The 23,391-nt window shown below is 66.8% G+C and carries 22 protein-coding genes; all 22 read left to right on the top strand.

Annotated features, from left to right (window positions below; translation table 11 throughout):
• Positions 1–48: 48 nt before the first annotated feature.
• The 22 genes from lysA (at position 49) to murA (ending at position 23,190) form a co-directional block, all read left to right on the top strand.
• Entirely contained in the window at positions 49–1,464 is a 1,416-nt protein-coding gene (gene lysA / locus ACIA75_RS33780; RefSeq protein ID WP_397111133.1) for a diaminopimelate decarboxylase, read from the top strand.
• On the top strand, positions 1,464–2,840 hold the full coding sequence (locus ACIA75_RS33775; RefSeq protein ID WP_397111132.1) for a homoserine dehydrogenase: 1,377 nt from the start codon (positions 1,464–1,466) through the stop codon (positions 2,838–2,840). The genes lysA and ACIA75_RS33775 overlap by 1 nt, the downstream gene beginning before the upstream one ends.
• 71 nt (positions 2,841–2,911) lie before the next feature.
• Positions 2,912–3,973, top strand: coding sequence for a threonine synthase (gene thrC / locus ACIA75_RS33770; protein WP_397111352.1), 1,062 nt, complete (start codon positions 2,912–2,914; stop codon positions 3,971–3,973).
• A 2-nt stretch (positions 3,974–3,975) separates the two neighbouring features.
• Positions 3,976–4,953, top strand: a complete 978-nt coding sequence (gene thrB / locus ACIA75_RS33765; RefSeq protein ID WP_397111131.1) for a homoserine kinase — start codon at positions 3,976–3,978, stop codon at positions 4,951–4,953.
• Positions 4,954–5,267: 314 nt separating this feature from the next.
• Positions 5,268–7,364 (top strand): transcription termination factor Rho, encoded by a 2,097-nt coding sequence (rho, locus tag ACIA75_RS33760; RefSeq protein ID WP_397111130.1) that lies wholly within the window; start codon positions 5,268–5,270, stop codon positions 7,362–7,364.
• Between the two features lie 217 nt (positions 7,365–7,581).
• Positions 7,582–7,809 carry a 50S ribosomal protein L31 gene (gene rpmE, locus ACIA75_RS33755; protein ID WP_397111129.1) on the top strand — a complete coding sequence of 76 codons (228 nt, stop codon included), beginning with the start codon at positions 7,582–7,584 and terminating at the stop codon, positions 7,807–7,809.
• Positions 7,810–8,012: 203 nt separating this feature from the next.
• Positions 8,013–9,092 (top strand): peptide chain release factor 1, encoded by a 1,080-nt coding sequence (gene prfA, locus ACIA75_RS33750; RefSeq protein WP_397111128.1) that lies wholly within the window; start codon positions 8,013–8,015, stop codon positions 9,090–9,092.
• 44 nt (positions 9,093–9,136) lie between these two features.
• Positions 9,137–10,021 carry a peptide chain release factor N(5)-glutamine methyltransferase gene (gene prmC, locus ACIA75_RS33745; protein ID WP_397111127.1) on the top strand — a complete coding sequence of 295 codons (885 nt, stop codon included), beginning with the start codon at positions 9,137–9,139 and terminating at the stop codon, positions 10,019–10,021.
• Between the two features lie 449 nt (positions 10,022–10,470).
• Positions 10,471–11,136, top strand: coding sequence for an L-threonylcarbamoyladenylate synthase (locus ACIA75_RS33740; RefSeq protein WP_397111126.1), 666 nt, complete (start codon positions 10,471–10,473; stop codon positions 11,134–11,136).
• Between the two features lie 130 nt (positions 11,137–11,266).
• On the top strand, positions 11,267–12,433 hold the full coding sequence (locus ACIA75_RS33735) for an MraY family glycosyltransferase (protein ID WP_397111125.1): 1,167 nt from the start codon (positions 11,267–11,269) through the stop codon (positions 12,431–12,433).
• A gap of 1 nt (position 12,434) precedes the next feature.
• Positions 12,435–12,911 carry a hypothetical protein gene (locus ACIA75_RS33730; RefSeq protein ID WP_397111124.1) on the top strand — a complete coding sequence of 159 codons (477 nt, stop codon included), beginning with the start codon at positions 12,435–12,437 and terminating at the stop codon, positions 12,909–12,911.
• 397 nt (positions 12,912–13,308) lie between these two features.
• On the top strand, positions 13,309–14,034 hold the full coding sequence (gene atpB / locus ACIA75_RS33725; RefSeq protein ID WP_397111123.1) for a F0F1 ATP synthase subunit A: 726 nt from the start codon (positions 13,309–13,311) through the stop codon (positions 14,032–14,034).
• A gap of 77 nt (positions 14,035–14,111) precedes the next feature.
• Entirely contained in the window at positions 14,112–14,360 is a 249-nt protein-coding gene (locus tag ACIA75_RS33720; protein ID WP_033247481.1) for an ATP synthase F0 subunit C, read from the top strand.
• Positions 14,361–14,365: 5 nt separating this feature from the next.
• Positions 14,366–14,926: a F0F1 ATP synthase subunit B gene (locus ACIA75_RS33715; RefSeq protein ID WP_397111122.1), complete on the top strand. Its 561-nt coding sequence runs from the start codon at positions 14,366–14,368 to the stop codon at positions 14,924–14,926.
• A gap of 19 nt (positions 14,927–14,945) precedes the next feature.
• Positions 14,946–15,755: a F0F1 ATP synthase subunit delta gene (locus ACIA75_RS33710; protein WP_397111121.1), complete on the top strand. Its 810-nt coding sequence runs from the start codon at positions 14,946–14,948 to the stop codon at positions 15,753–15,755.
• An 83-nt stretch (positions 15,756–15,838) separates the two neighbouring features.
• Positions 15,839–17,476, top strand: a complete 1,638-nt coding sequence (atpA, locus tag ACIA75_RS33705; protein ID WP_397111120.1) for a F0F1 ATP synthase subunit alpha — start codon at positions 15,839–15,841, stop codon at positions 17,474–17,476.
• 61 nt (positions 17,477–17,537) lie between these two features.
• A complete protein-coding gene (locus ACIA75_RS33700; protein ID WP_397111119.1) occupies positions 17,538–18,509 on the top strand; it encodes a F0F1 ATP synthase subunit gamma in 972 nt (323 codons plus the stop codon).
• A 23-nt stretch (positions 18,510–18,532) separates the two neighbouring features.
• Complete coding sequence (gene atpD, locus ACIA75_RS33695) at positions 18,533–19,981, top strand: F0F1 ATP synthase subunit beta (protein ID WP_397111118.1); 1,449 nt, start codon at positions 18,533–18,535, stop codon at positions 19,979–19,981.
• A 21-nt stretch (positions 19,982–20,002) separates the two neighbouring features.
• On the top strand, positions 20,003–20,380 hold the full coding sequence (locus ACIA75_RS33690; protein WP_397111351.1) for a F0F1 ATP synthase subunit epsilon: 378 nt from the start codon (positions 20,003–20,005) through the stop codon (positions 20,378–20,380).
• A gap of 266 nt (positions 20,381–20,646) precedes the next feature.
• Positions 20,647–21,069, top strand: a complete 423-nt coding sequence (locus ACIA75_RS33685; protein ID WP_397111350.1) for a DUF2550 domain-containing protein — start codon at positions 20,647–20,649, stop codon at positions 21,067–21,069.
• A gap of 82 nt (positions 21,070–21,151) precedes the next feature.
• The gene (locus tag ACIA75_RS33680; RefSeq protein ID WP_397111117.1) at positions 21,152–21,796 is read left to right on the top strand and encodes a cob(I)yrinic acid a,c-diamide adenosyltransferase; all 645 of its coding nucleotides are present in this window, start codon (positions 21,152–21,154) and stop codon (positions 21,794–21,796) included.
• 134 nt (positions 21,797–21,930) lie between these two features.
• A complete protein-coding gene (gene murA, locus ACIA75_RS33675; RefSeq protein ID WP_397111116.1) occupies positions 21,931–23,190 on the top strand; it encodes a UDP-N-acetylglucosamine 1-carboxyvinyltransferase in 1,260 nt (419 codons plus the stop codon).
• Positions 23,191–23,391: the final 201 nt, after the last annotated feature.

Raw genomic sequence — 23,391 nt, 5'->3', positions numbered from 1 at the left:
CCATCGCAACGACCGACTGTTCCGGCAGTGGGTGAGGAAGGGAGACCGATGAGTGTCCATCCGGCCGGGCCCCGGCACGCCGAGATCCCGCACGCACCGAATCTGCCGGAACGTCCGGCAGGTCCGCGGGAGATGATCGATCTGCCCGCCAATGTATGGCCGCGCAATGCCACCCGCGACGCCGGCGATGTGGTGCGTCTCGGGGGAGTACCGGTCACCGAACTCGCCGCGCAGTTCGGCACCCCGCTGTTCGTGGTGGACGAGGACGATTTTCGTTCCCGCTGCCGGGATATGGTGCGCGCCTTCGGCTCGGATTCGCGAGTTCACTACGCCTCCAAGGCTTTTCTGTGCGGTGAGATCGCGCGCTGGATCCGGGACGAGGGACTGTCCCTGGACGTCTGCTCGGGCGGTGAGCTGGCCGTCGCGTTGCACGCCGGATTCCCGGCCGAGCGCATCGCCCTGCACGGCAACAACAAATCCGTGGCCGAACTCGAAGCCGCGGTGGCGGCGGGTGTCGGGCATGTGGTGGTCGACTCGCTGATCGAAATCGAGCGGCTGGAAGCCGTGGCCGGGGCGGCCGGTGTGGTGCAGGACGTGCTGGTCCGCGTGACCGTCGGCGTGGAGGCGCACACCCACGAATACATTTCCACCGCCCACGAGGATCAGAAATTCGGTTTCTCGATCGCGGGCGGAGACGCCATGGAGGCGTTGGCCCGGGTTTTCGAGGCCGATAATCTCCGCCTGGTCGGCCTGCACAGTCATATCGGATCGCAGATTTTCGAAATCGACGGTTTCGAGATCGCGGCACACCGGATGCTGGCTCTCCTTCGTGAGGCCGTCGACAAATTCGGTGTGGAACGCACCTCGCAGATATCGCTGCTCGATCTGGGCGGCGGCCTCGGTATTTCCTATCTGCCCTCCGACGACCCGCCGCCGCTGGATCTGTTCGCCGAGAAACTGCGCGCACTGGTGGCGCGGGAGGCCGAACTGGCCGGGTTGCCGGTACCGCGGATCGCGGTCGAACCGGGCCGGGCCATCGCCGGCCCCGGCACGGTGACCTTGTACGAGATCGGCACCGTGAAGGATGTATCGCTGGACGGTGGTCTGCGGCGCCGGTACGTCAGCGTCGACGGTGGAATGAGCGACAATATCCGGCCCGCGCTGTACCAGGCCGACTATCACTGCCAGCTGGTCTCGCGCGGTTCCGAGGCCGGACCGGTGGTTGCCCGTGTGGTCGGAAAGCATTGCGAGAGCGGCGATATCATCATCCGCGATACGTGGCTCCCGGCCGATGCCGGGCCCGGCGATCTGCTCGCCGTGGCGGGCACCGGTGCGTACTGCTATTCCATGTCGAGCCGGTACAACATGCTGACCAGACCTGCGGTCGTGGCTGTCACCGACGGTGCGGCGCGCCTTATCCTGCGCCGGGAAACCGTCGCGGATCTGCTCGGTCTGGAGGTCTGATGGACACGACGAAAGGGACGAATGTGACCGAGGTCGTGCCGGGCCAGTGGGGTCCGGATCGCCCGATCGGTATCGCGGTACTGGGTATGGGCAATGTGGGCACGGAGGTCGTGCGGATTCTGCGCGACCATGCCGACGATCTACAGTCCCGGGTCGGCGCGCCGCTGACTCTGCGCGGCGTCGCGGTGCGCAGCCTGGACCGCGACCGCGGCCTGCCCGCCGAACTGCTCACCACCGATGCCGAGGAATTGGTCGCCCGGCCCGATGTCGATCTGGTGGTCGAGGTCATCGGCGGTATCGATCCGGCGCGCGCCCTGATCCTGGCCGCGCTCAACGCCGGGAAGTCGGTGGTCACGGCGAACAAAGCCCTGCTGGCCGATTACACCGGAGAGCTCGCCGCCGCCGCCGAACGCAGCCGCGCCGACCTCTACTTCGAGGCGGCGGTCGCCGGTGCCATCCCGGTGGTGCGGCCCCTGATCCAGTCCCTGTCCGGCGACCGGGTCAACCGGGTGGTCGGCATCGTCAACGGCACCACCAATTTCATCCTCTCCGCGATGGACGAAACCGGCGCGGACTACGGCGAAACGCTCGCCGAAGCCACCCGCCTCGGCTACGCCGAAGCCGACCCGACCGCCGATGTCGAGGGCTACGACGCCGCCGCGAAGGCCGCGATCCTGGCGTCGCTGGCCTTCCACACCCGGGTGACGGCCGCGGATGTCTTCCGGCAGGGCATCTCGACGATCACCTCGGAAGATCTGGAAACCGCGGCCGCGGTGAACTGCGCCGTCAAACTGCTCGCCATCTGCGAGCGGGTCCCCGCGGGCCCCGGGGAACCGAGTCCCGCCGAGGGCGGTAAGGAACGGGTCTCGGTGCGGGTCTATCCGGCGCTGATCCCGCGCAAACACCCGCTGGCCGCGGTCAACGGGGCGTTCAACGCGGTGGTCGTGGAGGCCGAGAACGCCGGCCGGCTCATGTTCTACGGGCAGGGCGCCGGCGGCGCACCCACCGCCTCGGCGGTGCTGGGCGATCTGGTGATGGCCGCGCGGAACAAATTCTTCGGCGGCCGGGCCCCGGGCGAATCGGTCTACGCCGCGCTGCCGATCGCCCCGATGGGCGATACCCCCACCCGCTACCACGTGAACCTGAAGGTCGAGGACCGTCCCGGCGTGCTGGCGCGGGTGGCCGGTGAATTCGCCAATCACGGGGTCAGTATTTCCACCGTCCGGCAGGAGGGGCACGATGACCGGGCACGACTCGTCGTCGTCACCCACTTGGCGACCGAGTCGGCGCTGGCCGAGACCGTCGCCGCGCTGTCGGGTATGGAATCCGTCACATCTGTCACCAGCGTTCTGAGATTGGAAGGCACCGAAGAATGACAACAGCATCGCGCAGCGATTCCGTCAGGGGTGGCGGGTCGGTGCCCGGCGGCGTCGCCCCGCAGTCCGGAGTGCACTCCCGCTGGCCGGGACTGATCGCGGCCTATCGTGACCGCCTCGCGGGCGCGGCCGAGTGGGAGCCGGTCACCCTGTTCGAGGGCGGCACCCCGCTGGTGCCCGCGCCGTACCTCTCCGAACTCACCGGCTGCGAGGTGTACCTGAAGGTCGAAGGTGCCAACCCGACCGGTTCGTTCAAGGACCGCGGGATGACCATGGCCATGACCGATGCCAAATACCGGGGCCAGCAGGCGGTGCTCTGCGCGTCCACCGGGAACACCTCGGCATCGGCCGCCGCGTATGCGACCCGGGCGGGGATGACCTGCGCGGTGCTGATCCCGCAGGGCAAGATCGCCATGGGCAAACTTGCCCAGGCCGTCATGCTGGGCGCCAAGGTGATCCAGGTCGAAGGTAATTTCGACGACTGCCTGGAACTCGCCCGCAAGGTCACCTCGGATTTCCCGGCGATCGGGCTGGTCAATTCGGTGAACCCGGCGCGGATCGAGGGACAGAAAACCGCCTCGTTCGAGATCTGCGACGTACTCGGCGTGGCCCCCGACGTGCACGCGCTGCCGGTGGGCAATGCCGGCAATATCACCGCCTACTGGCGCGGCTACCGCGAATACCACGCCGACGGTGTCACGGATTCGCTGCCGCGCATGCTCGGCGTCCAGGCCGCGGGTGCGGCGCCGCTGGTCAACGGTGCCCCGGTGAAGGAACCGGAAACCATCGCGACCGCCATCCGGATCGGTGCGCCCGCCTCCTGGAACGGTGCGGTCGCGGCCAAAGAGGAGTCCGGCGGCGCGTTCCGCGCGGCCACCGATGACGAGATCCTGGAGGCGTATCGGCTGGTGGCCGCCAAGGAAGGCGTTTTCGTGGAACCCGCCTCGGCGGCGAGCGTCGCCGGGGTGCTGGCCGCGCGGGCCGACGGCTGGCTGGAACCCGGGCTGAAGGTGGTCTGCACGGTCACCGGCAACGGGCTCAAGGATCCCGATACCGCGCTGCTCGGCATGCCGGAAGTGCAGGCCATTCCGGTCGACCCGGTGGCTGTCGCCACCCGACTCGAGCTGGCCTGATCTTGGACACACGCGAGAGCCGGCTGACCGCCCCCACCCTGCCGGCCGGGCTCACAGTTTCGGTCCGGGTGCCCGCGTCCAGCGCGAACCTCGGCCCCGGATTCGATTCGCTCGGGATGGCGCTGGGTATCTACGACGAGATCGAGGTGCACAGTACCGATTCCGGGCTCGATATCCGGGTGGAAGGCGAGGGCGCCGACGAGGTGCCCTGGGGACCACAGCATCTGGTGGTCCGCGCGATCGAACGCGGCCTGGAATCGGCCGGGGTCTGGGCGGACGGCCTGGACGTGGTGTGCCGGAACGCTATTCCGCACTCCCGGGGGCTGGGTTCCTCGGCGGCGGCCGTGGTCGGCGGTATTGCCGCGGGCTGTGCGCTGGCCGCGGAATTCGACCCCGCCCTGGCGGTGGATACCGACCGGATGGTGCAGCTCGCCGCCGAATTCGAGGGGCATCCGGACAATGCGGCGGCCAGCGTGCTCGGTGGGATCGTCGTCTCGTGGACCGAAACCGGGCCGGGCCCCGAAGCCATCGGTGATATCGCTGCGCCGCAGCGTATCTACCGTGCCGTGCGCCTCGACGGGCATACCGGCCTGCGCCCGGTGGTCCTGGTCCCCGAGGAGCGGTCCTCCACCGCGCAGACGCGGGGGCTGCTGCCCGAACTCGTACCGCATCGCGACGCGGCATTCAACGTGAGCCGGGCGGCGCTGGCGGTGGTCGCGCTGACCCGGCGTCCGGATCTGCTGCTCCCGGCCACCGCGGATCGGCTGCACCAAACTCAGCGCGCCCCCGCCCTCCCGCTGACGACCGCCTGGATCGAACGGTTGCGGGCCGCCGGGATCGCGGCTACCGTCTCGGGCGCCGGCCCCACCGTGCTCGCACTCGGGACCAGCGCATTTCCCGACGAGCTGCGTGCGCGTGCCGCCGCGGAGGGCCTGCGGGTGCTCGAGCCGGGGCTTGCGGAAGGCGTCCGGATCGCCTGACGGGCGCGTCCGCCTTGCCGAGGCTCGTACTTGCCCGCTATCCTGGGCAAGTCCGTACATCGCGCGCATCAGACGCCGGTGCTTCATCAGGGCAATCGCTCCAGCAGGCTCCAGGCTCGAGCCCTCATGCCATGGGGGTGCCGCGCAGCCTCTGAACTGGAATGATCTCTTCCACCAGTGGTGAGCGGTGGCGAAGCACCCGGTCCCGGAGGGGCAGGCGATACGGCTACAAATCCGGGTCCGGCAGCGAGATCGGGCTACGGAACGAAACCCTCGACACAGCACACGGCCATCGAGGGAAGGAAAGGATCTCCGTGACAGATACGGACCTGCTCGCGACACCCGGGGTGGAATCCGACTCCGTACCCTCGGGCAACCGCGAAAGTGACTCCGGACAGATTTCGAAGATGAGCGAAAATACCGACATCGGATCGGGGCTGACTGGAATGTTGTTGCCGCAGTTGCGTGCACTGGCGGGGGAACTCGGAATTCGAGGCACCTCCGGTATGCGCAAGGGTGATCTCATCACTGCTATCAAGGAAAATCAGGCCGGCAGACCCGCCGCCGCGGAGCGCAGCACCCGCGCGAAGGCTGCCAAGGAACGCAAATCTGCCGAGCAGCCCGCCGCGGCCGCGCCCGCCGCCGCCCCGGCCGAAGCGCCCGCGGCCGCCCCTGCGCGGACCGAAACCGATCGGGCCGCCGCGGGCACCGATAATGCGTCCGGCGAGGCCAAGGGCGCGGAGAAGCAGTCCGCCACCAACGGCGCGGCGAACGCCAACGGCAATGCCGGCACCGCGAAGGCCGATACCAAAGCCGACGCCAAGGGCGATCCGGCCGGCGATTCGAAGGCCGAGGCCAAGACCGACAACAAGCCCGCCGACTCCGAGGACACCGGCCGGGATTCCGGCCAGCGTGGCCGCGGGCGGCAGCGTCGTGGTCGCGACCAGCAGGGCAAGAACACCGGCGATACCGCGGATGCCCGTACGGACGAGACCAAGACCGAGGGCGCCAAAGCCGACGCCAAACAGGACGGTAAAGACTCCGACCAGGGCGAACGCCGCCGTGACCGGAATCAGTCCGGCCAGCAGAACCAGGGCGACCAGCGCGGGTCCGGCGGTAACCGTGGCGATTCGGGCGGTAACCGCGGTGGCGACGACGACGAAAGCGGCCGGGGCCGCCGGGGCCGGCGGTTCCGCGAACGGCGCCGCGGCCGCGACCGCGAGGGCGGCAGTGCCGACACGCGCGAGCCCGAGATTCGGGAAGACGACGTCCTGCAGCCGGTCGCCGGCATTCTCGACGTGCTGGACAATTACGCGTTCGTCCGTACCTCCGGCTACCTGGCCGGCCCGAACGACGTGTATGTCTCGATGAATCTGGTGCGTAAGAACGGTCTGCGCCGCGGTGACGCGATCACCGGTGCGGTGCGGGCTCCGCGCGAGGGTGAGCAGGCCAATCAGCGGCAGAAGTTCGATCCGCTGGTGCGCCTGGACACCGTCAACGGCGCGGAGGTGGATTCGGCCAAGCGGCGGCCCGATTTCAACAAGCTGACCCCGCTGTACCCGAACCAGCGACTGCGGCTGGAAACCACGCCGAACAAGCTGACCACCCGGGTGATCGATCTGATCATGCCCATCGGTAAGGGTCAGCGCGCCCTGATCGTGTCGCCGCCGAAGGCCGGTAAGACCACGATCATGCAGGACATCGCGAACGCGATCGCGATCAACAACCCCGAGTGCTACCTCATGGTTGTCCTGGTCGACGAACGTCCCGAAGAGGTCACCGATATGCAGCGTTCGGTGAAGGGTGAGGTCATCGCCTCCACCTTCGACCGGCCGCCGTCGGATCACACCTCGGTCGCGGAGCTGGCCATCGAACGGGCCAAGCGCCTGGTCGAAATGGGTAAGGACGTCGTCGTCCTGCTCGACTCGATCACCCGCCTGGGTCGCGCGTACAACAACTCCTCGCCGGCGTCCGGGCGCATCCTGTCCGGTGGTGTCGATTCCACCGCGCTGTATCCGCCGAAGCGGTTCCTCGGCGCGGCGCGCAATATCGAGAACGGCGGCTCGCTGACCATCATCGCCACCGCCATGGTGGAAACCGGTTCGACCGGTGACACGGTGATCTTCGAGGAGTTCAAGGGCACCGGTAACGCGGAGCTCAAACTCGACCGCAAGATCGCCGAGCGGCGCGTGTTCCCCGCGGTGGACGTCAACCCGTCCGGTACCCGTAAGGACGAACTGCTGCTCAATGTCGACGAGGCCGCGGTCCTACACAAGCTGCGCCGCGTTCTGTCCGGCCTGGATTCGCATCAGGCGATCGACCTCCTGATCGACCGTCTGAAGAAGAGCAAGAACAACCTGGAATTCCTGATGCAGGTCTCCAAGACCGCGCCAGGGGCCCTGGACGAATGACAGGAGCGGGGGTTCGCCGAAGGGCGGACCCCCGTTTTTGTGCCTGTCACGCCCGGGAACAATGTCGAGGGTAGGTGCGTTTCAGCTGGCGACGGTAGGTCTGGCATACTGGACCGCCGTGCGTCTGCGAATCGCGCAGACTCCCGCCTTAGTCGGTTCCGGTTCACGTTCGGCGAAATATCCGAGCGACCCGGCGACCAATATCGAGAGGACATCCATGAAGGCAGGAATTCACCCGGCCTACGTCGACACCACGGTGGTCTGCGGCTGCGGTAATACGTTCCAGACCCGCTCCACCAAGGAATCCGGGCATATCACGGTCGAGGTCTGCTCGCAGTGCCACCCGTTCTACACCGGCAAGCAGAAGATCCTGGACACCGGTGGTCGCGTGGCCCGCTTCGAGGCCCGCTACGGCAAGCGCGCCAAGAAGGAAGACAGCAAGTAGCTTTTCCACCAGCGCCCGGCCCTGCCCTATTGCAGGCCGGGCGCTGTGTTTTTGGCGCGCTGGCGCGCGCGGGTCCGGGGCCCCCCTCGGTCTCGATTCTTCCCTCCTCCGCTCCTCCGCTTCGCTCCCCCGCTCCGTCAGTCCAGAATCGAGACGGGCCCCGAACCGGAGAAGTGAACTACCTGTCGCCTGTAGGAGCCTGTATGGCCGAGAAGACCGCACCGTCGGCGATCGACGATGTGCTGGCCGAATACGCCGGACTGGAGTCCCAGCTGGCGGATCCGGCGCTGCACAGCGATCCGGGGGCGGCCCGGCGGGTGGGGAAGCGGTTCGCCGAGCTCGCGCCGGTGATGACCACCTACAAGAAGCTCGCCGCGACCCGCGACGACCTCGAGGCGGCGCGCGAACTCGCCGCCGACGATCCGGCCTTCGCGGCGGAGGTGCCCGGGCTCGAGGAACAACTCGACGAGCTGGAGAACCAACTCGCCGACCTGCTGGCACCACGCGATCCACACGACGGCGACGATGTGGTGCTGGAAGTGAAATCCGGTGAGGGCGGCGAGGAATCGGCGCTGTTCGCCGCCGACCTCGCCCGTATGTACATCCGGTACGCGGAACGCCGCGGCTGGAAGGTCGAGATTCTCGACACGGCGATCTCCGACCTGGGCGGGTACAAGGAAGCGACACTGTCGATCAAGAGCCGTGACACCGCCCGCGACGGCGTGTGGTCGAGGTTCAAGTTCGAAGGCGGGGTGCACCGGGTGCAGCGGGTACCGGTGACCGAATCGCAGGGCCGGGTGCATACATCGGCGGCGGGCGTTCTCATCTACCCCGAACCCGACGAGGTCGAGGAAGTGCAGATCGACGAGAACGACCTGCGGATCGACGTCTACCGCTCGTCCGGGAAGGGCGGCCAGGGCGTGAACACCACCGATTCCGCGGTCCGCATCACCCATTTGCCGACCGGCGTTGTCGTCACCTGCCAGAACGAACGCTCGCAACTGCAGAACAAGGCCCGCGCCATGCAGGTGCTGGCCGCGCGTCTGCAGGCCCTCGCCGAAGAGCAGGCCGATCAGGAAGCGGCCGAGGGCCGGGCCAGCCAGATCCGCACGGTCGACCGTTCGGAACGGATCCGCACATACAACTTCCCGGAGAACCGTATCGCCGACCACCGCGTCGGCTACAAGGCGCACAACCTGGACTCGGTGCTCAACGGTGAGATGGACGCGCTCCTGGACGCCCTCGCCACCGCCGACCGCGCCGCCCGCATGGAGCGGGAATAACGGGATCCGTGCCGGGACGCCCGGATGTGCGGCAGAGTCGAGATATGACCCGCGTGCAGTTACGCCCCGTACTCGTCGAGGCGATGGAAACTCTCCGGACGGCCGGCGTCGCGAGCCCGCGAACCGATGCCGAACATCTCGCCGCCCATGTGCTCGGGGTGGAGCGCGGCCGGCTACTGCTCACTCCACTGATCGGTCCGGAGCAACTCGACGATTACCGAGCCCTCGTGTCCCGGCGTGCCGAGCGGGTGCCGCTGCAGCACCTGACCGGGCAGTCCTCGATGGGTGAGATCGATCTCGCGGTCGGGCCGGGTGTTTTCGTCCCCCGTCCGGAAACGGAACTGCTGTTCGCGTGGGCGCTGGCCCACCTGGAAGCCGTCCGGCACGACCACACCCCGATCGTCGTGGATCTGTGCACGGGTTCGGGTGCGCTGGCGCTGGCGATCGCGCACGCTCGGCCGGATGCCGAGGTGCACGCGGTGGAACTGGACCCGGAGGCGCTGCGCTGGGCTCGCCGCAACGCGGACCTGCGCAGTGCGGCCGGTGATACGCCGATCACCCTGCACCACGCCGATGTCACCGACCCCGGCCTGTTCACGGACCTCAACGGCCGGGTGGATATCGTCGTCGCCAATCCGCCGTACATTCCGGTGGGCGCGGAGCTGTCGCCGGAGGTCGCCCACCACGATCCGCATCGCGCGCTGTTCGGCGGTTCCGACGGTCTGGATGTGATCCGCCCGATGGTTCCGCTCATCGGGCGCCTGCTGCGGCCGGGTGGCGGGGCGGCGATCGAGCACGACGACAGCAACGGGAGAGACCTGGCGAGCTTGCTGGTCGCGGACGGACGGTTCACCGAGATCGTCGAACATCCGGATCTGGCCGGGAAACCTCGTTTTGTCGCCGCCGTGTCCTCGGCGCTCAGCGCGTGAAAGTGCGCGGGTGGACGGCCTTGTGCAGGTGAGTGGGCGGGGCCACCCGAGGGTGATCAGACGGGACCTCCGCGAATTTTCGCGTGGTTTGGGGTGCTGATCGGTCACCGACGACAAGCGGGGAGGTTACATGTAGGGGATCCGGCGACAAGCGGGGAAGTACATGCAGGGGGAGAAGGGGTACTCGTCCGCTGAAGCGCTGTGTTTTTTGCGCGCTGGCGCGCGCGGGTTCGGGGCCCCCTCTTGTCTCGAATCTTCCCTCCTCCGCTCCTCCGCTTCGCTCCCCCGCTCCGTCAGTCCAGATCCGAGACGGGCCCCGAACCGCCGCATGCCGACCCTCCGCATGTACAGAAACGCGGTGAAGTCGGAGGGTGGCCGCTGGACATGAGATCCCGCTGCGGCTGGTGCTGGGTCGGCGGGCCGGAAACGTATTCCATACCATTGGCGGCGTGAGTACCGTCTACGACTGCGCCGATCCTGATTCGCGTGCCGCCGGCTTGGCCGCGGCGACCAGTGCTCTGAAGTCCGGACGGCTGGTCGTTGTGCCCACCGATACCGTTTACGGTCTCGCCGCCGACGCGTTCGATTCGGCTGCCGTGGCTTCGCTGCTGGCGGCCAAGGGGCGGGGGCGCGATATGCCGGTGCCGGTGCTGGTGGGGTCGTGGAACACGATCGATGGGCTGGTGTTCTCCGTGCGTCCGCAGGCTCGCGATCTGATCCGGGCATTCTGGCCGGGCGGGTTGAGCATTGTGGTGCAGCAGGCGCCGTCCCTGGCTTGGGACCTGGGGGACGCACGCGGCACGGTGATGTTGCGGATGCCGTTGCATCCGGTGGCGCTGGAGTTGCTGCAGGAGGTAGGGCCCCTGGCAGTGTCGAGTGCGAATATTTCGGGCCGGCCGGCGGCGGAGAACGTAACTCAGGCGCGCGATCAGCTCGGCTCGATGGTGGGCGTGTACCTCGACGGCGGTCCGGCGCAGCACGCGACCGCCTCGACGATTGTCGATCTCACGGGTGATCAGCCGCGGATTCTGCGTCAGGGTGCGGTGGCCACCGAGGCGGTCGCCGAGGTTCTCGGAACCAGCCCCGAGGCCCTGATCGGGTCAGCCGCGCGGTGAGCGAACCGGGCTGTGCGCAGGGGCGGGCAATGCCCGCGGTGAGGCGATATCTCCGCCTTCGCTTCGGCCGTCGCGGTCGATATGTGGTCGCACCGGCGAAACGTGATCTGGTGCTGGGGAGGTCGGCACGATGAGCGGATCCGGTGCGGTCGTCCCGCTGCGCGAACTCCTGCTGGTCCTGTTGATCTCGACGGTGGTGACCTTCCTGGCCACCGGCGGTATCCGGACCTTGGCCATCGGTTTCGGTGCCGTGGCCATTCCGCGTGATCGCGATGTGCATGTGAAGCCGATTCCCCGGATGGGCGGGGTCGGCATGTACATCGGGGTCGTGGCGGCGGTGCTGTTCGCCCACCAGCTGCCCGCGCTGCGCCGCGGGTTCGACTATCGGCCCGATATCGCGGCCGTTCTGGTCGCGGCGACGATCATCGTGGCGGTCGGCATCGTGGACGACCGCTGGGGGCTGGACGCGCTCACCAAATTCGCCGGTCAGGTCACCGCCGCCGGGGTGATGGCGGTGATGGGCCTGGGCTGGTACCTGATCTACGACCCGTTCAGCAATACCACGGTGGTGCTGGACAGCCTGCAGGGCGGCCTGGTGACCGTCGCCGTAGCGGTGACCCTGATCAATGCCATGAACTTCGTGGACGGTCTGGACGGGCTGGCCGCGGGGCTGGGCCTGATCGCCTCCGTCGCGGTGTTCGCGTTCGCGATCGGTCTGCTCACCGAGCAGGGCGGATCGGTGGACAGCTATCCGCCCGCGCTGCTGGCCGCCGCCATGGCGGGCGCCTGCCTGGGCTTCCTGCCGCACAACTTCTCACCGGCCCGGATCTTCATGGGGGATTCGGGGTCCATGCTGATCGGGTTGGTGCTGGCGGCCGTGTCCACCAGCGCCTCCGGCCGGATCCCGCTGCAGGGTTACGGCCCGCGGGATATCGTCGGCCTTCTCTCGCCGCTGCTGCTGGTGGGCGCGGTGATGTTCATTCCGGTACTCGACCTGCTGCTGGCGATCGTGCGCCGGGTGCGGGCCGGCGTGAGCTTCTCGACGCCGGACAAAATGCATCTGCATCACCGGTTGCTGCAGATCGGTCATTCGCAGCGCCGCGTGGTGCTGGTGATCTACCTGTGGGTCGGCATCCTTGCGTTCGGCGCCGTCGGCACCTCGGTGATGGACCGGCGCGTGGTGGTCGTGCTGATGGCCGCCGGATTCCTGTTCGCGCTGGTGGTGACCGCTGTACCGGGGCTGTGGCGGCGCCAGGCCAGACGGGACGCGGCCGGGTCCGTTACCGAGTCCGGGTAGAGTGCGGGCCGTGTCGAGCAGCCCTCTCAGCCCCCGTACCTCCGATGATCCCGACGCTCCGCTGCGGGCGGCCGTGCGGTACGGACTGATCGGTTTGGCGGTGCTGACGGTGCTCGCGGTCGTGGTGGGGACTCTGGCCGCCGGCGTTCCGGGGTTGTGGGGCGCGCTGCTCGGCGCCGCGATCGGCGGCGGTTTCATCCTGACCACGGCGGCGGTGGTGCTGTTCGGCGCCAAACTGCCGCCGTCTACAGCGGGCATGGTCATGCTGGCCAGCTGGGTCGGGAAACTGCTGGTCGCGGTGGTCGTTATCGCGATTCTGCAGCGGTTCGAGTTCTACGACCGGCTTGCGCTCTTCCTCACCGTCGTAGGTGCACTGATCATCGTGCTGGGCGCGGAGACTTACGGTGTATTGCGGACGAAGGTTCCAGTTGTGAGCCTCCCCGATCAGGGCACGGACACCGATTCCGACACGCCCTGACCGGCATCTACGACAATTTGTCGTAGATAACACCGCCCCCGCTACACGTTGTCGTAGTTCTCTTGGTAAAGTCTTGGTAAGCAAGCGACTCAGTGAAGGGGTCCCGTCCAGGTCACCGGAGCTGCCGCTATGCTACTGCCGTGCCGTGCTCCCCGAGGGTTCGGTTCTGCATGTCGACGATGTCGCCGACACACGTACAGACGCCAGCGCGGATCCCCGCTACAGCTGCTGACGAACTTCGAGCCGACCTCAGTCGACCCACATTGATCGTCAATGTCCGATCGAACCGCGGGAGCGAAAACATCCCGCGGCCCGAACACGGGAGAGAACGCTGAGCGTCACCACCTTGGCCGCGGAGTTTCACGCGCCGTCGCTAACCGACTTCTTCCCTCCGGCGGTGCTGTTCGAGGGGACCCCCTTCGAACTCGATCGGCTGATGCTGGTCCGGCTTCTGATGACCGCCGTGCTGGTCGCATTCCTGTTCCTGGCTTTCCGCAGCCCGCGCATCGTGCCGAAGAAGCTGCAGAACATCGGCGAAATGGGGATGGTCTTCGTCAAGGAACAGATCTGCGACGAGATTCTCGGCAAGGAATCCGGCCGCAAGTTCTTCCCGCTCATCGCGACGATCTTCTTCACGGTCCTGTTCCTGAACTTCTCGGGTGTGATTCCCGGTCTGAACATCTCGTCGAACGCTCGTATCGGCATGCCGCTGGTACTGGCGGCGATCGCGTATATCGCGTTCAACTATGTGGGCATCAAGAAGTACGGCTTCTTCACCTATATGCGCAGCAGCGTCGTCGTTCCGAATGTTCCGCCGGCCATGCACGTTCTGCTCATTCCGATCGAATTCGTGTCGACCTTCATCCTGCGCCCGTTCACGCTGACCGTCCGACTCATGGCGAATATGCTCGCCGGTCACATCATGCTGGTGCTGTTCTTCAGCGCGACCCAGTTCTTCCTCTTCGACGCGGATAACTGGATGAAGATCTTCTCGCCCTTCTCGCTGCTGGGCGGGCTCGCCTTCACCCTCTTCGAACTGCTGGTCATCTTCCTGCAGGCCTATGTGTTCGCGTTGCTGACCGCCGTGTACATCAGCCTTGCCCAGCACGCCGACGATCACTGACCGACCGGAACAATCGATAAGAACCTGCTGCACCGCGCCGACCGGCGGGTGAGCAACAGAAAGGGAATGGAAGACTCATGAGCCTCTCGTACTTGGCCCAGGAAGCTGCCACCAACGAATCCACGCTGAAGGGCCTCGGCGCTGTCGGCTACGGCCTGGCCGCCATCGGCCCCGGCATCGGCGTCGGTATCGTCGTCGGTAAGGCGATCGAGGGCATTGCCCGCCAGCCCGAGCTCCAGGGCACCATCCGGACCAACATGTTCCTCGGCATCGCGTTCACCGAAGCCCTGGCACTGATCGGTCTCGTCGCCGGCTTCATCTTCTGATTCCGATGAACGAGTTCATACTGCTCGCGGCGGAAGAGGGAGAGGATGTGAATCCTCTCATTCCCGCGACGTACGACATCGTCTGGTCGGCGGTCTGCGTGGCGATTATCGCCTTCGTGGTCTACAAGTACGCCGTTCCGCGCCTGATGAAGGTGCTGGACGAGCGCGCCGACAAGATCGAGGGTGGCATCGAACGGGCCGAATCGGCGCAGGCCGAAGCCCAGGAGACGCTGCAGCAGTACCAGAAGCAGCTGGCCGACGCCCGTCTGGAAGCCGCGAAGATCCGCGAAGACGCCCGCACGCAGGGCCAGCAGATCCTCGCCCAGATGAAGGCCGACGCCCAGGCCGAAAGCGACCGTATCGTCGCGGCCGGGCACACCCAGCTGGAAGCCCAGCGTCAGCAGATCCTGACCGAGCTGCGCGCCGAGGTCGGCCGCACCGCGGTGGACCTGGCCGAGAAGGTCATCGGGCAATCCGTATCGGACGAGGCCAAGCAGGCCGCGACGATCGAGCGATTCCTCGATGAGATCGACCGGTCGGATGCCGGTATCGGGGTCGGAAGGTAACGACGGAGGCGTGAGAACCATGTACGCAGCAAGCCGTGAGGCCAGCTCCCGGTCCAAGGAGGCTCTTCGGGCCGCGCTGACCGGAAGCAACGGTGTCGCGGCCACGACGGGGTCCGAACTGTTCGCCGTTGTCGACGTACTGGACGACCAGCGTCCGCTGCGTGTGGCGCTCGCGGACGTGTCGGTGCCCGGTTCGGCCCGGGCCGACCTGAGCGAGCGGGTCTTCGGGAGCCGGGTCAGCGCTGCCACGCAGGCGGTGCTGACCACCGCGGTGGCCCAGGATTGGTCCCGTTCCCGCGACCTGGTCGACACCCTGGTCCTGCTCGGGCAGCTGGCGCTGCTGGAGTCGGCGTCAGAACAGGGCCGGCTGACCGCGGTCGAAGACGAACTGTTCCGGTTCGGCCGGATCATCAACGACAACCCGCAGCTCGAACAGGCTCTTTCCGATCGTGCCGCCTCATCCGCGGCGAAGCGGGAACTGGTCGAGCGGCTGCTGTCCGGCAAGACCGAGCCCATCACCCAGGCCCTGGCCGAACAGGTGGTGACCAGGCAGCGTTCCGGAATCGGTCCGGCCTTCGACGAACTGTCCGATCTGGCCGCGGCCCGGCGGGAGCAGATCGTCGCCCATGTGCGGTCGGCGATCGCACTGACCGATCCCCAGCGGGAGCGGCTGGGCGGTGCCTTGGCCCGCATCTACGGCAAGGCCGTCACCGTGCATATCGAAGTCGAACCCGAGTTGCTGAGCGGGCTCGTCGTGCGCATCGGAGACGATGTGATCGACGGCAGCGCGATCGGCCGACTGGAACGGCTGCGCCGCTCGCTGACCTAGCGGTACGCCACCGGGAAACCCCGGCGCACCGGCCGCACCACACCCCCCGACATTCCAGACCAGAGACCGAGAGCAGGAAGAACATGGCGGAGCTGACGATCTCCTCCGACGAGATCCGTAGCGCGATCGAAAGCTACACCCAGAGCTACACCCCGGAAACCTCCATCGAGGAAGTCGGTGTCGTTACCGATACCAGTGACGGCATCGCGCATGTGAGCGGCCTGCCTTCGGCCATGGCCAACGAGCTGCTCGAATTCCCGGGCGGTGTGCTCGGTGTGGCGCTGAACCTCGAGGACCGCGAAATCGGCGCCGTCATCCTCGGCGAGTACGCCGAGATCGAAGAGGGCCAGCAGGTGCGCCGCACCGGCGATGTGCTCTCGGTCCCGGTCGGCGACAAGTTCCTCGGCCGCGTGGTGAACCCGCTCGGCCAGCCGATCGACGGTCTGGGCGAGATCGAGTCCGACGACCGGCGCGTGCTGGAACTGCAGGCCGCGACCGTGCTGGAGCGCCAGCCGGTCGAGGAGCCGATGGCCACCGGCATCACCGCCATCGACGCGCTGACCGCTATCGGCCGGGGCCAGCGTCAGCTGGTCATCGGCGACCGCAAGACCGGTAAGACCGCGGTCTGCATCGATACCATCCTGAACCAGAAGGCCAACTGGGAGTCGGGCGATCCGGCCAAGCAGGTGCGCTGCATCTACGTGGCGATCGGCCAGAAGGGCTCCACCATCGCGGGCGTGAAATCCGCTCTCGAGGAGCACGGCGCCCTGGAGTACACCACCATCGTCGCGGCCCCCGCGTCGGATTCCGCCGGCTTCAAGTGGCTGGCCCCCTACACCGGTTCGGCCATCGGCCAGCACTGGATGTACCAGGGCAAGCACGTCCTGATCGTGTTCGACGATCTGACCAAGCAGGCCGAGGCCTACCGCGCCATCTCGCTGCTGCTGCGCCGCCCGCCGGGCCGCGAGGCCTACCCGGGTGACGTCTTCTACCTGCACTCGCGTCTGCTGGAGCGTTGCGCCAAGCTTTCCGACGAGATGGGTGGCGGTTCGATGACCGGCCTGCCGATCATCGAGACCAAGGCCAACGACATCTCGGCCTTCATCCCGACCAACGTCATCTCCATCACCGACGGTCAGGTCTTCCTCGAGTCCGACCTCTTCAACAAGGGTGTCCGCCCGGCGATCAACGTCGGTACCTCGGTCTCCCGTGTCGGTGGCGCCGCGCAGACCAAGGGTATGAAGAAGGTCGCCGGTTCGCTGCGTCTGGAAATGGCCCAGTACCGCGAGCTGGAGGCGTTCTCCGCCTTCGCCTCCGACCTGGATGCCGCCTCGCTGGCCCAGCTCGAGCGTGGTGCCCGCTGGGTGGAGCTGCTCAAGCAGGATCAGTACTCGCCCATCGCGGTCGAGGACCAGATCGTCTCGATCTACCTGGTCGACGCCGGCTACTACGACTCGGTGCCGGTCGGCGATATCCGCCGGTTCAATGTCGAGCTGCTCGAAGATCTGCACAACACTGCTGCCGACGCCTTCGCCGGCATTGCCGGCGGCAAGGTGCTCCAGGACGAGGCAGCCGAGCAGATCAAGACGGCCACCGATAACTTCAAGCAGGGCTTCCTGGCTTCCGACGGCACCCGCGTGGTGAACGAGCCCGAGGCCGGCGAGCTGGCGCACGAAGAGGTCGAGTCCCTGTCGGTCACCCGCAAGCACGTCGAGAAGTAGACCGGGCGAACCATGCGCTGTTTTCCTGTAATGCCGCGAACGAGGGGAGTGTGAACCGCTGATGGCCAACTTGCGTGAATTGCGCTCCCGTATTCGGGGCATCAACTCGATCAAGAAGATCACCAAGGCCCAGGAACTGATCGCGACCTCGCGAATCACCAAGGCCCAGGCCCGGGTCAAGGCGGCCAAGCCGTACGCCGAGGAGATCACCAAGGCGGTCGCGGAGCTGGCGAATGCGTCGAAGAACCTGTCGCATCCGCTGCTGACCGAACGTCCGAATCCGCGGCGTGCCGCCGTGCTGGTGATCACCAGCGACAGTGGTCAGTGCGGTGGTTACAACTCGAGCGTGCTGAAGCGCGCCGAGGAACTGATGACCACACTGCGCGGTGAGGGCAAGGAACCGGTGCTCTACGTCATGGGCAACAAGGGCCTGACGTATTACACCTTCCGCGACCGGCGGCCGGTGGCCGCGTGGACCGGCTTCTCCCAGCAGCCGAATTTCGTGGATGCCGGCCCCGCGTGCGCGCACCTGGTGAACAGTTTCATGGCCGGTTCGGACGGGCAGATCGAGGCACCCGACGGCACCGGGGAAATCGCGGGAGTGGACGAACTCCATATCGTCTACACCCGGTTCGTGAGCATGTTGACGCAGACGCCGGAGGTGCGCCGGATGGCGCCGATCCAGATCGACTTCGTCGACGAGAACTTCGATCTGGGTCAGGACATGCTGTCAGATTCGCCCACGGCCGATGTGCACGCGCAGTACGAATTCGAGCCCGACGCCGATGTACTGCTGGCGGCGCTGCTGCCCAAGTACGTCAACACGCGGATCTACGCATCGTTGCTCGAGGCAGCGGCATCCGAGCATGCGGCTCGGCGCACCGCAATGAAGGCGGCCACCGACAACGCCAATGAATTGGCGAGTTCCCTGTCCCGGCAGGCCAACTCGTTGCGGCAGGCCAACATCACGCAGGAAATCAGCGAAATCGTCGGCGGCGTGAACGCCCTGGCGGCCAGCTCGGAACGCGACTGAGACGCAGGAAGAGAAACTTAGAAATGACCGCAGCTGTTACTCGAGAAGAGTCGAGCCGGACGGGCGCCGCCAGTGGCCGCGTGGTCCGCGTCATCGGCCCCGTCGTGGACGTCGAATTCCCGCGGGGCTCCATCCCAGAACTGTTCAACGCGCTGAGCGCCGATATCGCCCTGAAGTCGGTGGCCAAGACGCTGACCCTCGAGGTCGCCCAGCACCTCGGTGACAACATCGTGCGCACCATCTCGATGCAGCCCACCGACGGCCTGGTCCGTGGCGCCGAGGTCCGTGACTCCGGTAAGCCGATCTCGGTGCCGGTCGGCGATGTCGTCAAGGGCCACGTGTTCAACGCCCTCGGTGACTGCCTCGACAGCCCCGGCCTCGGCCGGGACGGCGAGCAGTGGGGTATCCACCGCAAGCCGCCGAGCTTCGACCAGCTCGAGGGCAAGACCGAAATCCTCGAGACCGGCGTCAAGGTGCTCGACCTGCTGACCCCGTACGTGAAGGGCGGCAAGATCGGTCTGTTCGGTGGTGCCGGTGTCGGCAAGACCGTGCTGATCCAGGAGATGATCACCCGTATCGCGCGGGAGTTCTCCGGTACCTCCGTGTTCGCCGGCGTCGGTGAGCGCACCCGTGAGGGCACCGACCTGCACCTGGAAATGGAAGAGATGGGCGTCCTCCAGGACACCGCCCTCGTCTTCGGCCAGATGGACGAGCCGCCGGGCACCCGTATGCGCGTCGCCCTGTCGGCGCTGACCATGGCGGAGTACTTCCGCGATGTGAAGCACCAGGACGTGCTGCTGTTCATCGACAACATCTTCCGGTTCACCCAGGCCGGTTCCGAGGTCTCGACCCTGCTGGGCCGGATGCCCTCGGCCGTCGGTTACCAGCCGACCCTGGCCGACGAGATGGGTGAACTGCAGGAGCGGATCACCTCGACCCGTGGCCGGTCCATCACCTCGCTGCAGGCCATCTACGTGCCTGCCGACGACTACACCGACCCGGCCCCGGCGACCACCTTCGCCCACTTGGACGCGACGACCGAGCTTTCCCGCCCGATCTCGCAGAAGGGTATCTACCCGGCCGTCGACCCGCTGACCTCGACCTCTCGTATCCTCGAGGCCTCGATCGTCGGTGACCGGCACTTCGCGGTGGCCAACGAGGTGAAGCGGATCCTGCAGAAGTACAAGGAACTGCAGGACATCATCGCCATTCTCGGTATGGACGAGCTCTCCGAAGAGGACAAGGTCCTCGTCGGCCGGGCGCGTCGTCTCGAGAAGTTCCTCGGCCAGAACTTCATCGTGGCCGAGAAGTTCACCGGTCAGCCCGGTTCGGTCGTGCCGCTGGAGCAGACCATCGACGACTTCGACCGGGTCTGCAAGGGCGAATTCGACCACTTCCCGGAGCAGGCGTTCAACAGCTGCGGTGGTCTGGACGATGTCGAGGCGGCCGCGAAGAAAATCGCCGGAAAGTAGTCACCGATGGCGACTGAGTCCATTAACAGCATGTCAGTTGATCTCGTCGCGGTCGAGCGGCGGCTGTGGTCGGGGCGGGCGAGTTTCGTCAGCGCCCAGACCACCGAGGGGCAGATCGGCATCATGCCCGGTCACGAGCCCTTGCTCGGCCAGTTGGTCGAGGGCGGCACGGTGACCATCGTCGATACCGAGGGCCGGCGCGTGGTGGCCGCGGTGCACGGCGGGTTCTTCTCGGTGACCGCGGATACCGTGCGGATTCTGGGCGAATCCGCCGAGTTCTCCACGGAGGTCGACGTCGACGCGGCGCGTAAGGTGCTGTCCGACGGTTCGGCCACGCCGCAGGACCAGCTGGCCGCACAGGGCCGGGTCCGCGCTGTCGAGCAGGCCGCGACCTCCTGAGTTCCCGCAAGGGAATCCAACAGAATATTCGGCTCCGGCCGGTGACAGCTCTGTTGTCACCGGCCGGAGCCGCTTCTCTTCAGCCCCGAATCGCCCCGTGTGGGCAGTCACCATCTCCGACCTGGATCGATGACCTCGCATTTGCCGAGACATCCGCGTGCGATTTGTAAACTGGTTCGTGGTTGAATGGCGTCGGGCGCATCGATCGGTTCGAGCCGGCCGATCGCCTCGGAGGAACGAAGGGATGTGCGGCATTGCAGACCGGAATGGTGCTTGCGATCATTCTGGTTGCCGTGCTGGCCGTACTGGCTCTGATTTCCACGTATCGGCTGGTCATGCTCCGGCGCGGCGGGACGGCGGCCATCCTGCGGATCCTGCCGGCGCGGGGCGGGGAGCGCTGGCGGCACGGAGTTATCCGCTACGACGAGGACCGGCTCGTCTTCTTCAAACTCACCAGTCTCAAACTCGGCGCCGATTCGGTGATCCGGCGCCGCGGAATCGAGATCGGCGATCGCCGCGGCCCGCAGGGTGACGAGTACGACATCATGACGGACGCGATCTCGGTGATCGGTGTATCCGACCGCGACGGAGCCTACGAACTGGCGCTCGATCGCGCCGCTCTCACCGCGTTTCTGTCCTGGGTCGAATCACGTCCGTCCGAACGAGCCCGCAGGCTCCGCGGTCATTGACACCGCCGCGCGGACCCCGCGGCGCACTTGCGCAGCCTCGGTAACCCCGTGGTCGACGGAGCGAGCGTTTATGGTGGGTCCTGTGAGCGTGCATCTGACGCGGATCTACACCCGAACCGGGGACGACGGGACCACCGGCCTCAGCGACTTCTCGCGGGTCGCGAAGACCGACCCGCGGCTGGTCGCCTATGCCGACTGCGACGAGGCGAATGCCGCGCTCGGGGTGGCGATCGCGCTCGGTGCTCCCGGTGAGGCACTGACCACGGTGTTGCGCGGTATCCAGAACGACCTGTTCGACGCCGGCGCGGACCTGTCGACGCCAGTGGTGGAAGACCCGGAGTATCCGCCGTTGCGGATCACCGAGACGTATATCGAACGCCTGGAAACCTGGTGTGACGAGTTCAATGCCGAACTGGCACCGCTGCATTCGTTCATCCTGCCCGGCGGCACGCCGCTGGCCGCGCTGTTGCACACGGCGCGTACGGTCGTCCGCCGAGCCGAACGGTCGGCGTGGGCCGCGGTGCAGGAACATCCCGGCGATACGAGCGTCCTGCCGGCGAAGTACCTCAACCGGCTGTCGGATCTGCTGTTCATCCTCAGCCGGTACACCAACCCGGAGGGTGATGTGCTCTGGCAACCCGGCGGCGGGCGCGCCACACCGGCCGAGTCCGGCGGCGATGGTCCTCATGACGTGGGATCGGATCCGGGGACGCCGCCGGGAGACTGAGGCGGACCCGGCGGTGGCCACGGGGCCACGGTCCGGCGTTCCGGCCTCGCGTATCCGCACGACCGGCGCACCGACGGGCTCGTCTGCGCTCTATCCTTGCACTCACTGGTGCGCCGAATACTCGGAGAGGCGGCATGGAACGGTTTTTGGTAACTGGCGGCAACCGGCTGGTCGGTGAGGTCTCGGTCGGAGGCGCCAAGAACAGCGTCCTGAAACTCATGGCCGCGGCTCTGCTGACCGAAGGCATCACCACCATCACGAACTGTCCGGACATTCTGGACGTTCCCTTGATGGCGGACGTCCTGCGCGGACTGGGCTGCGATGTCACCATCGCGGGCGATGTCGTCACCATCGACACCCCGGCCGAGCCCAAATATCACGCCGACTTCCCGGCGGTGACCCAGTTCCGCGCGTCGGTCTGTGTCCTCGGCCCGCTCATGGCCCGGTGTAAACGAGCGGTCGTCGCGCTGCCCGGCGGTGACGCGATCGGTTCCCGTCCGCTCGATATGCATCAGGCGGGCCTGCGTCTGCTGGGCGCGACCAGCGAAATCGAACACGGATGTGTGGTGGCCCGCGCGGAGGAGTTGCAAGGCGCCCGGATCCGGCTCGACTTCCCGTCGGTCGGCGCGACCGAGAACATCCTCATGGCCGCGGTGCTCGCCCAAGGTGAGACCGTGATCGACAATGCCGCGCGTGAGCCCGACATCGTCGACCTGTGCACCATGCTCACTCAGATGGGGGCCCGGATCCGCGGGGCCGGGACATCGGTCCTGACCATCCAGGGCGTGAAGCGGCTCTCGCCCGCGACGCACCGGGTGATCGGCGACCGGATCGTCGCGGCGACCTGGGGCATCGCTGCCGCCATGACCATGGGTGATGTGCGGGTCACCGGGGTCAATCCCCAGCACCTGGCGCTGGTCCTGGACAAACTGCGCTCCGCCGGCGCGCGTATCTCGTTCGAACAGGACGGCTTCCGGGTGACCCAGCCGGACCGTCCCCGCGCGGTCAACTTCTCGACGCTGCCCTTTCCCGGATTCCCGACGGATCTGCAGCCCATGGCCATCGGTCTGGCATCGATCGCCGACGGGACGTCGATGATCACGGAGAACGTCTTCGAAGCACGGTTCCGGTTCGTCGAGGAGATGATCCGGCTGGGCGCCGATGCGCGTACCGACGGGCACCACGCTGTTGTCCGCGGTATTCCGCGTTTGTCCAGTGCGCCGGTCTGGTCTTCCGATATCCGCGCCGGCGCCGGTTTGGTGCTGGCGGGACTGGTCGCCGACGGCGTCACCGAAGTGCACGACGTATTCCATATCGACCGCGGATATCCCGACTTCGTCGAAAAGCTGCAGGCGCTCGGTGCCGAGGTCGAGCGGGTGGGAACGGAAGCATGAAGTTTCTCGGCGGATCCGGCGTCCACAGCCATCACAAAAAGTCACCGATAACCGCCTGTGACCAGGCGATTTGACATTGAATTAGTAGCCGCGTAACTTTATCCAAGTCAGAGCGACACGGACACCGACCAGGGGCCCGGAGCGAGGCGGAAACGCCGAGCCGGAGGGACCAGGGACAACGAGGTTGTACGATGAGCGCCT

The organism is Nocardia sp. NPDC051750, assembly GCF_044453135.1.
In the GTDB taxonomy this organism is placed as follows: Bacteria; Actinomycetota; Actinomycetes; order Mycobacteriales; family Mycobacteriaceae; genus Nocardia.
Note: the sequence above shows the minus strand (reverse complement) of the source record. Positions and strands in the feature narration are given on the sequence as shown.

What these genes read in the sequence shown, in the direction of transcription:
- lysA (WP_397111133.1), top strand. Translation starts at nt 49, where the DNA reads ATGAGTGTCCATCCGGCCGGGCCCCGGCACGCCGAGATCCCGCACGCA.
- ACIA75_RS33775 (WP_397111132.1), top strand. Translation starts at nt 1,464, where the DNA reads ATGGACACGACGAAAGGGACGAATGTGACCGAGGTCGTGCCGGGCCAG.
- rpmE (WP_397111129.1), top strand. Translation starts at nt 7,582, where the DNA reads ATGAAGGCAGGAATTCACCCGGCCTACGTCGACACCACGGTGGTCTGC.
- prfA (WP_397111128.1), top strand. Translation starts at nt 8,013, where the DNA reads ATGGCCGAGAAGACCGCACCGTCGGCGATCGACGATGTGCTGGCCGAA.
- prmC (WP_397111127.1), top strand. Translation starts at nt 9,137, where the DNA reads ATGACCCGCGTGCAGTTACGCCCCGTACTCGTCGAGGCGATGGAAACT.
- ACIA75_RS33735 (WP_397111125.1), top strand. Translation starts at nt 11,267, where the DNA reads ATGAGCGGATCCGGTGCGGTCGTCCCGCTGCGCGAACTCCTGCTGGTC.
- ACIA75_RS33720 (WP_033247481.1), top strand. Translation starts at nt 14,112, where the DNA reads ATGAGCCTCTCGTACTTGGCCCAGGAAGCTGCCACCAACGAATCCACG.
- ACIA75_RS33715 (WP_397111122.1), top strand. Translation starts at nt 14,366, where the DNA reads ATGAACGAGTTCATACTGCTCGCGGCGGAAGAGGGAGAGGATGTGAAT.
- ACIA75_RS33710 (WP_397111121.1), top strand. Translation starts at nt 14,946, where the DNA reads ATGTACGCAGCAAGCCGTGAGGCCAGCTCCCGGTCCAAGGAGGCTCTT.
- atpA (WP_397111120.1), top strand. Translation starts at nt 15,839, where the DNA reads ATGGCGGAGCTGACGATCTCCTCCGACGAGATCCGTAGCGCGATCGAA.
- ACIA75_RS33700 (WP_397111119.1), top strand. Translation starts at nt 17,538, where the DNA reads ATGGCCAACTTGCGTGAATTGCGCTCCCGTATTCGGGGCATCAACTCG.
- atpD (WP_397111118.1), top strand. Translation starts at nt 18,533, where the DNA reads ATGACCGCAGCTGTTACTCGAGAAGAGTCGAGCCGGACGGGCGCCGCC.
- ACIA75_RS33685 (WP_397111350.1), top strand. Translation starts at nt 20,647, where the DNA reads ATGGTGCTTGCGATCATTCTGGTTGCCGTGCTGGCCGTACTGGCTCTG.
- murA (WP_397111116.1), top strand. Translation starts at nt 21,931, where the DNA reads ATGGAACGGTTTTTGGTAACTGGCGGCAACCGGCTGGTCGGTGAGGTC.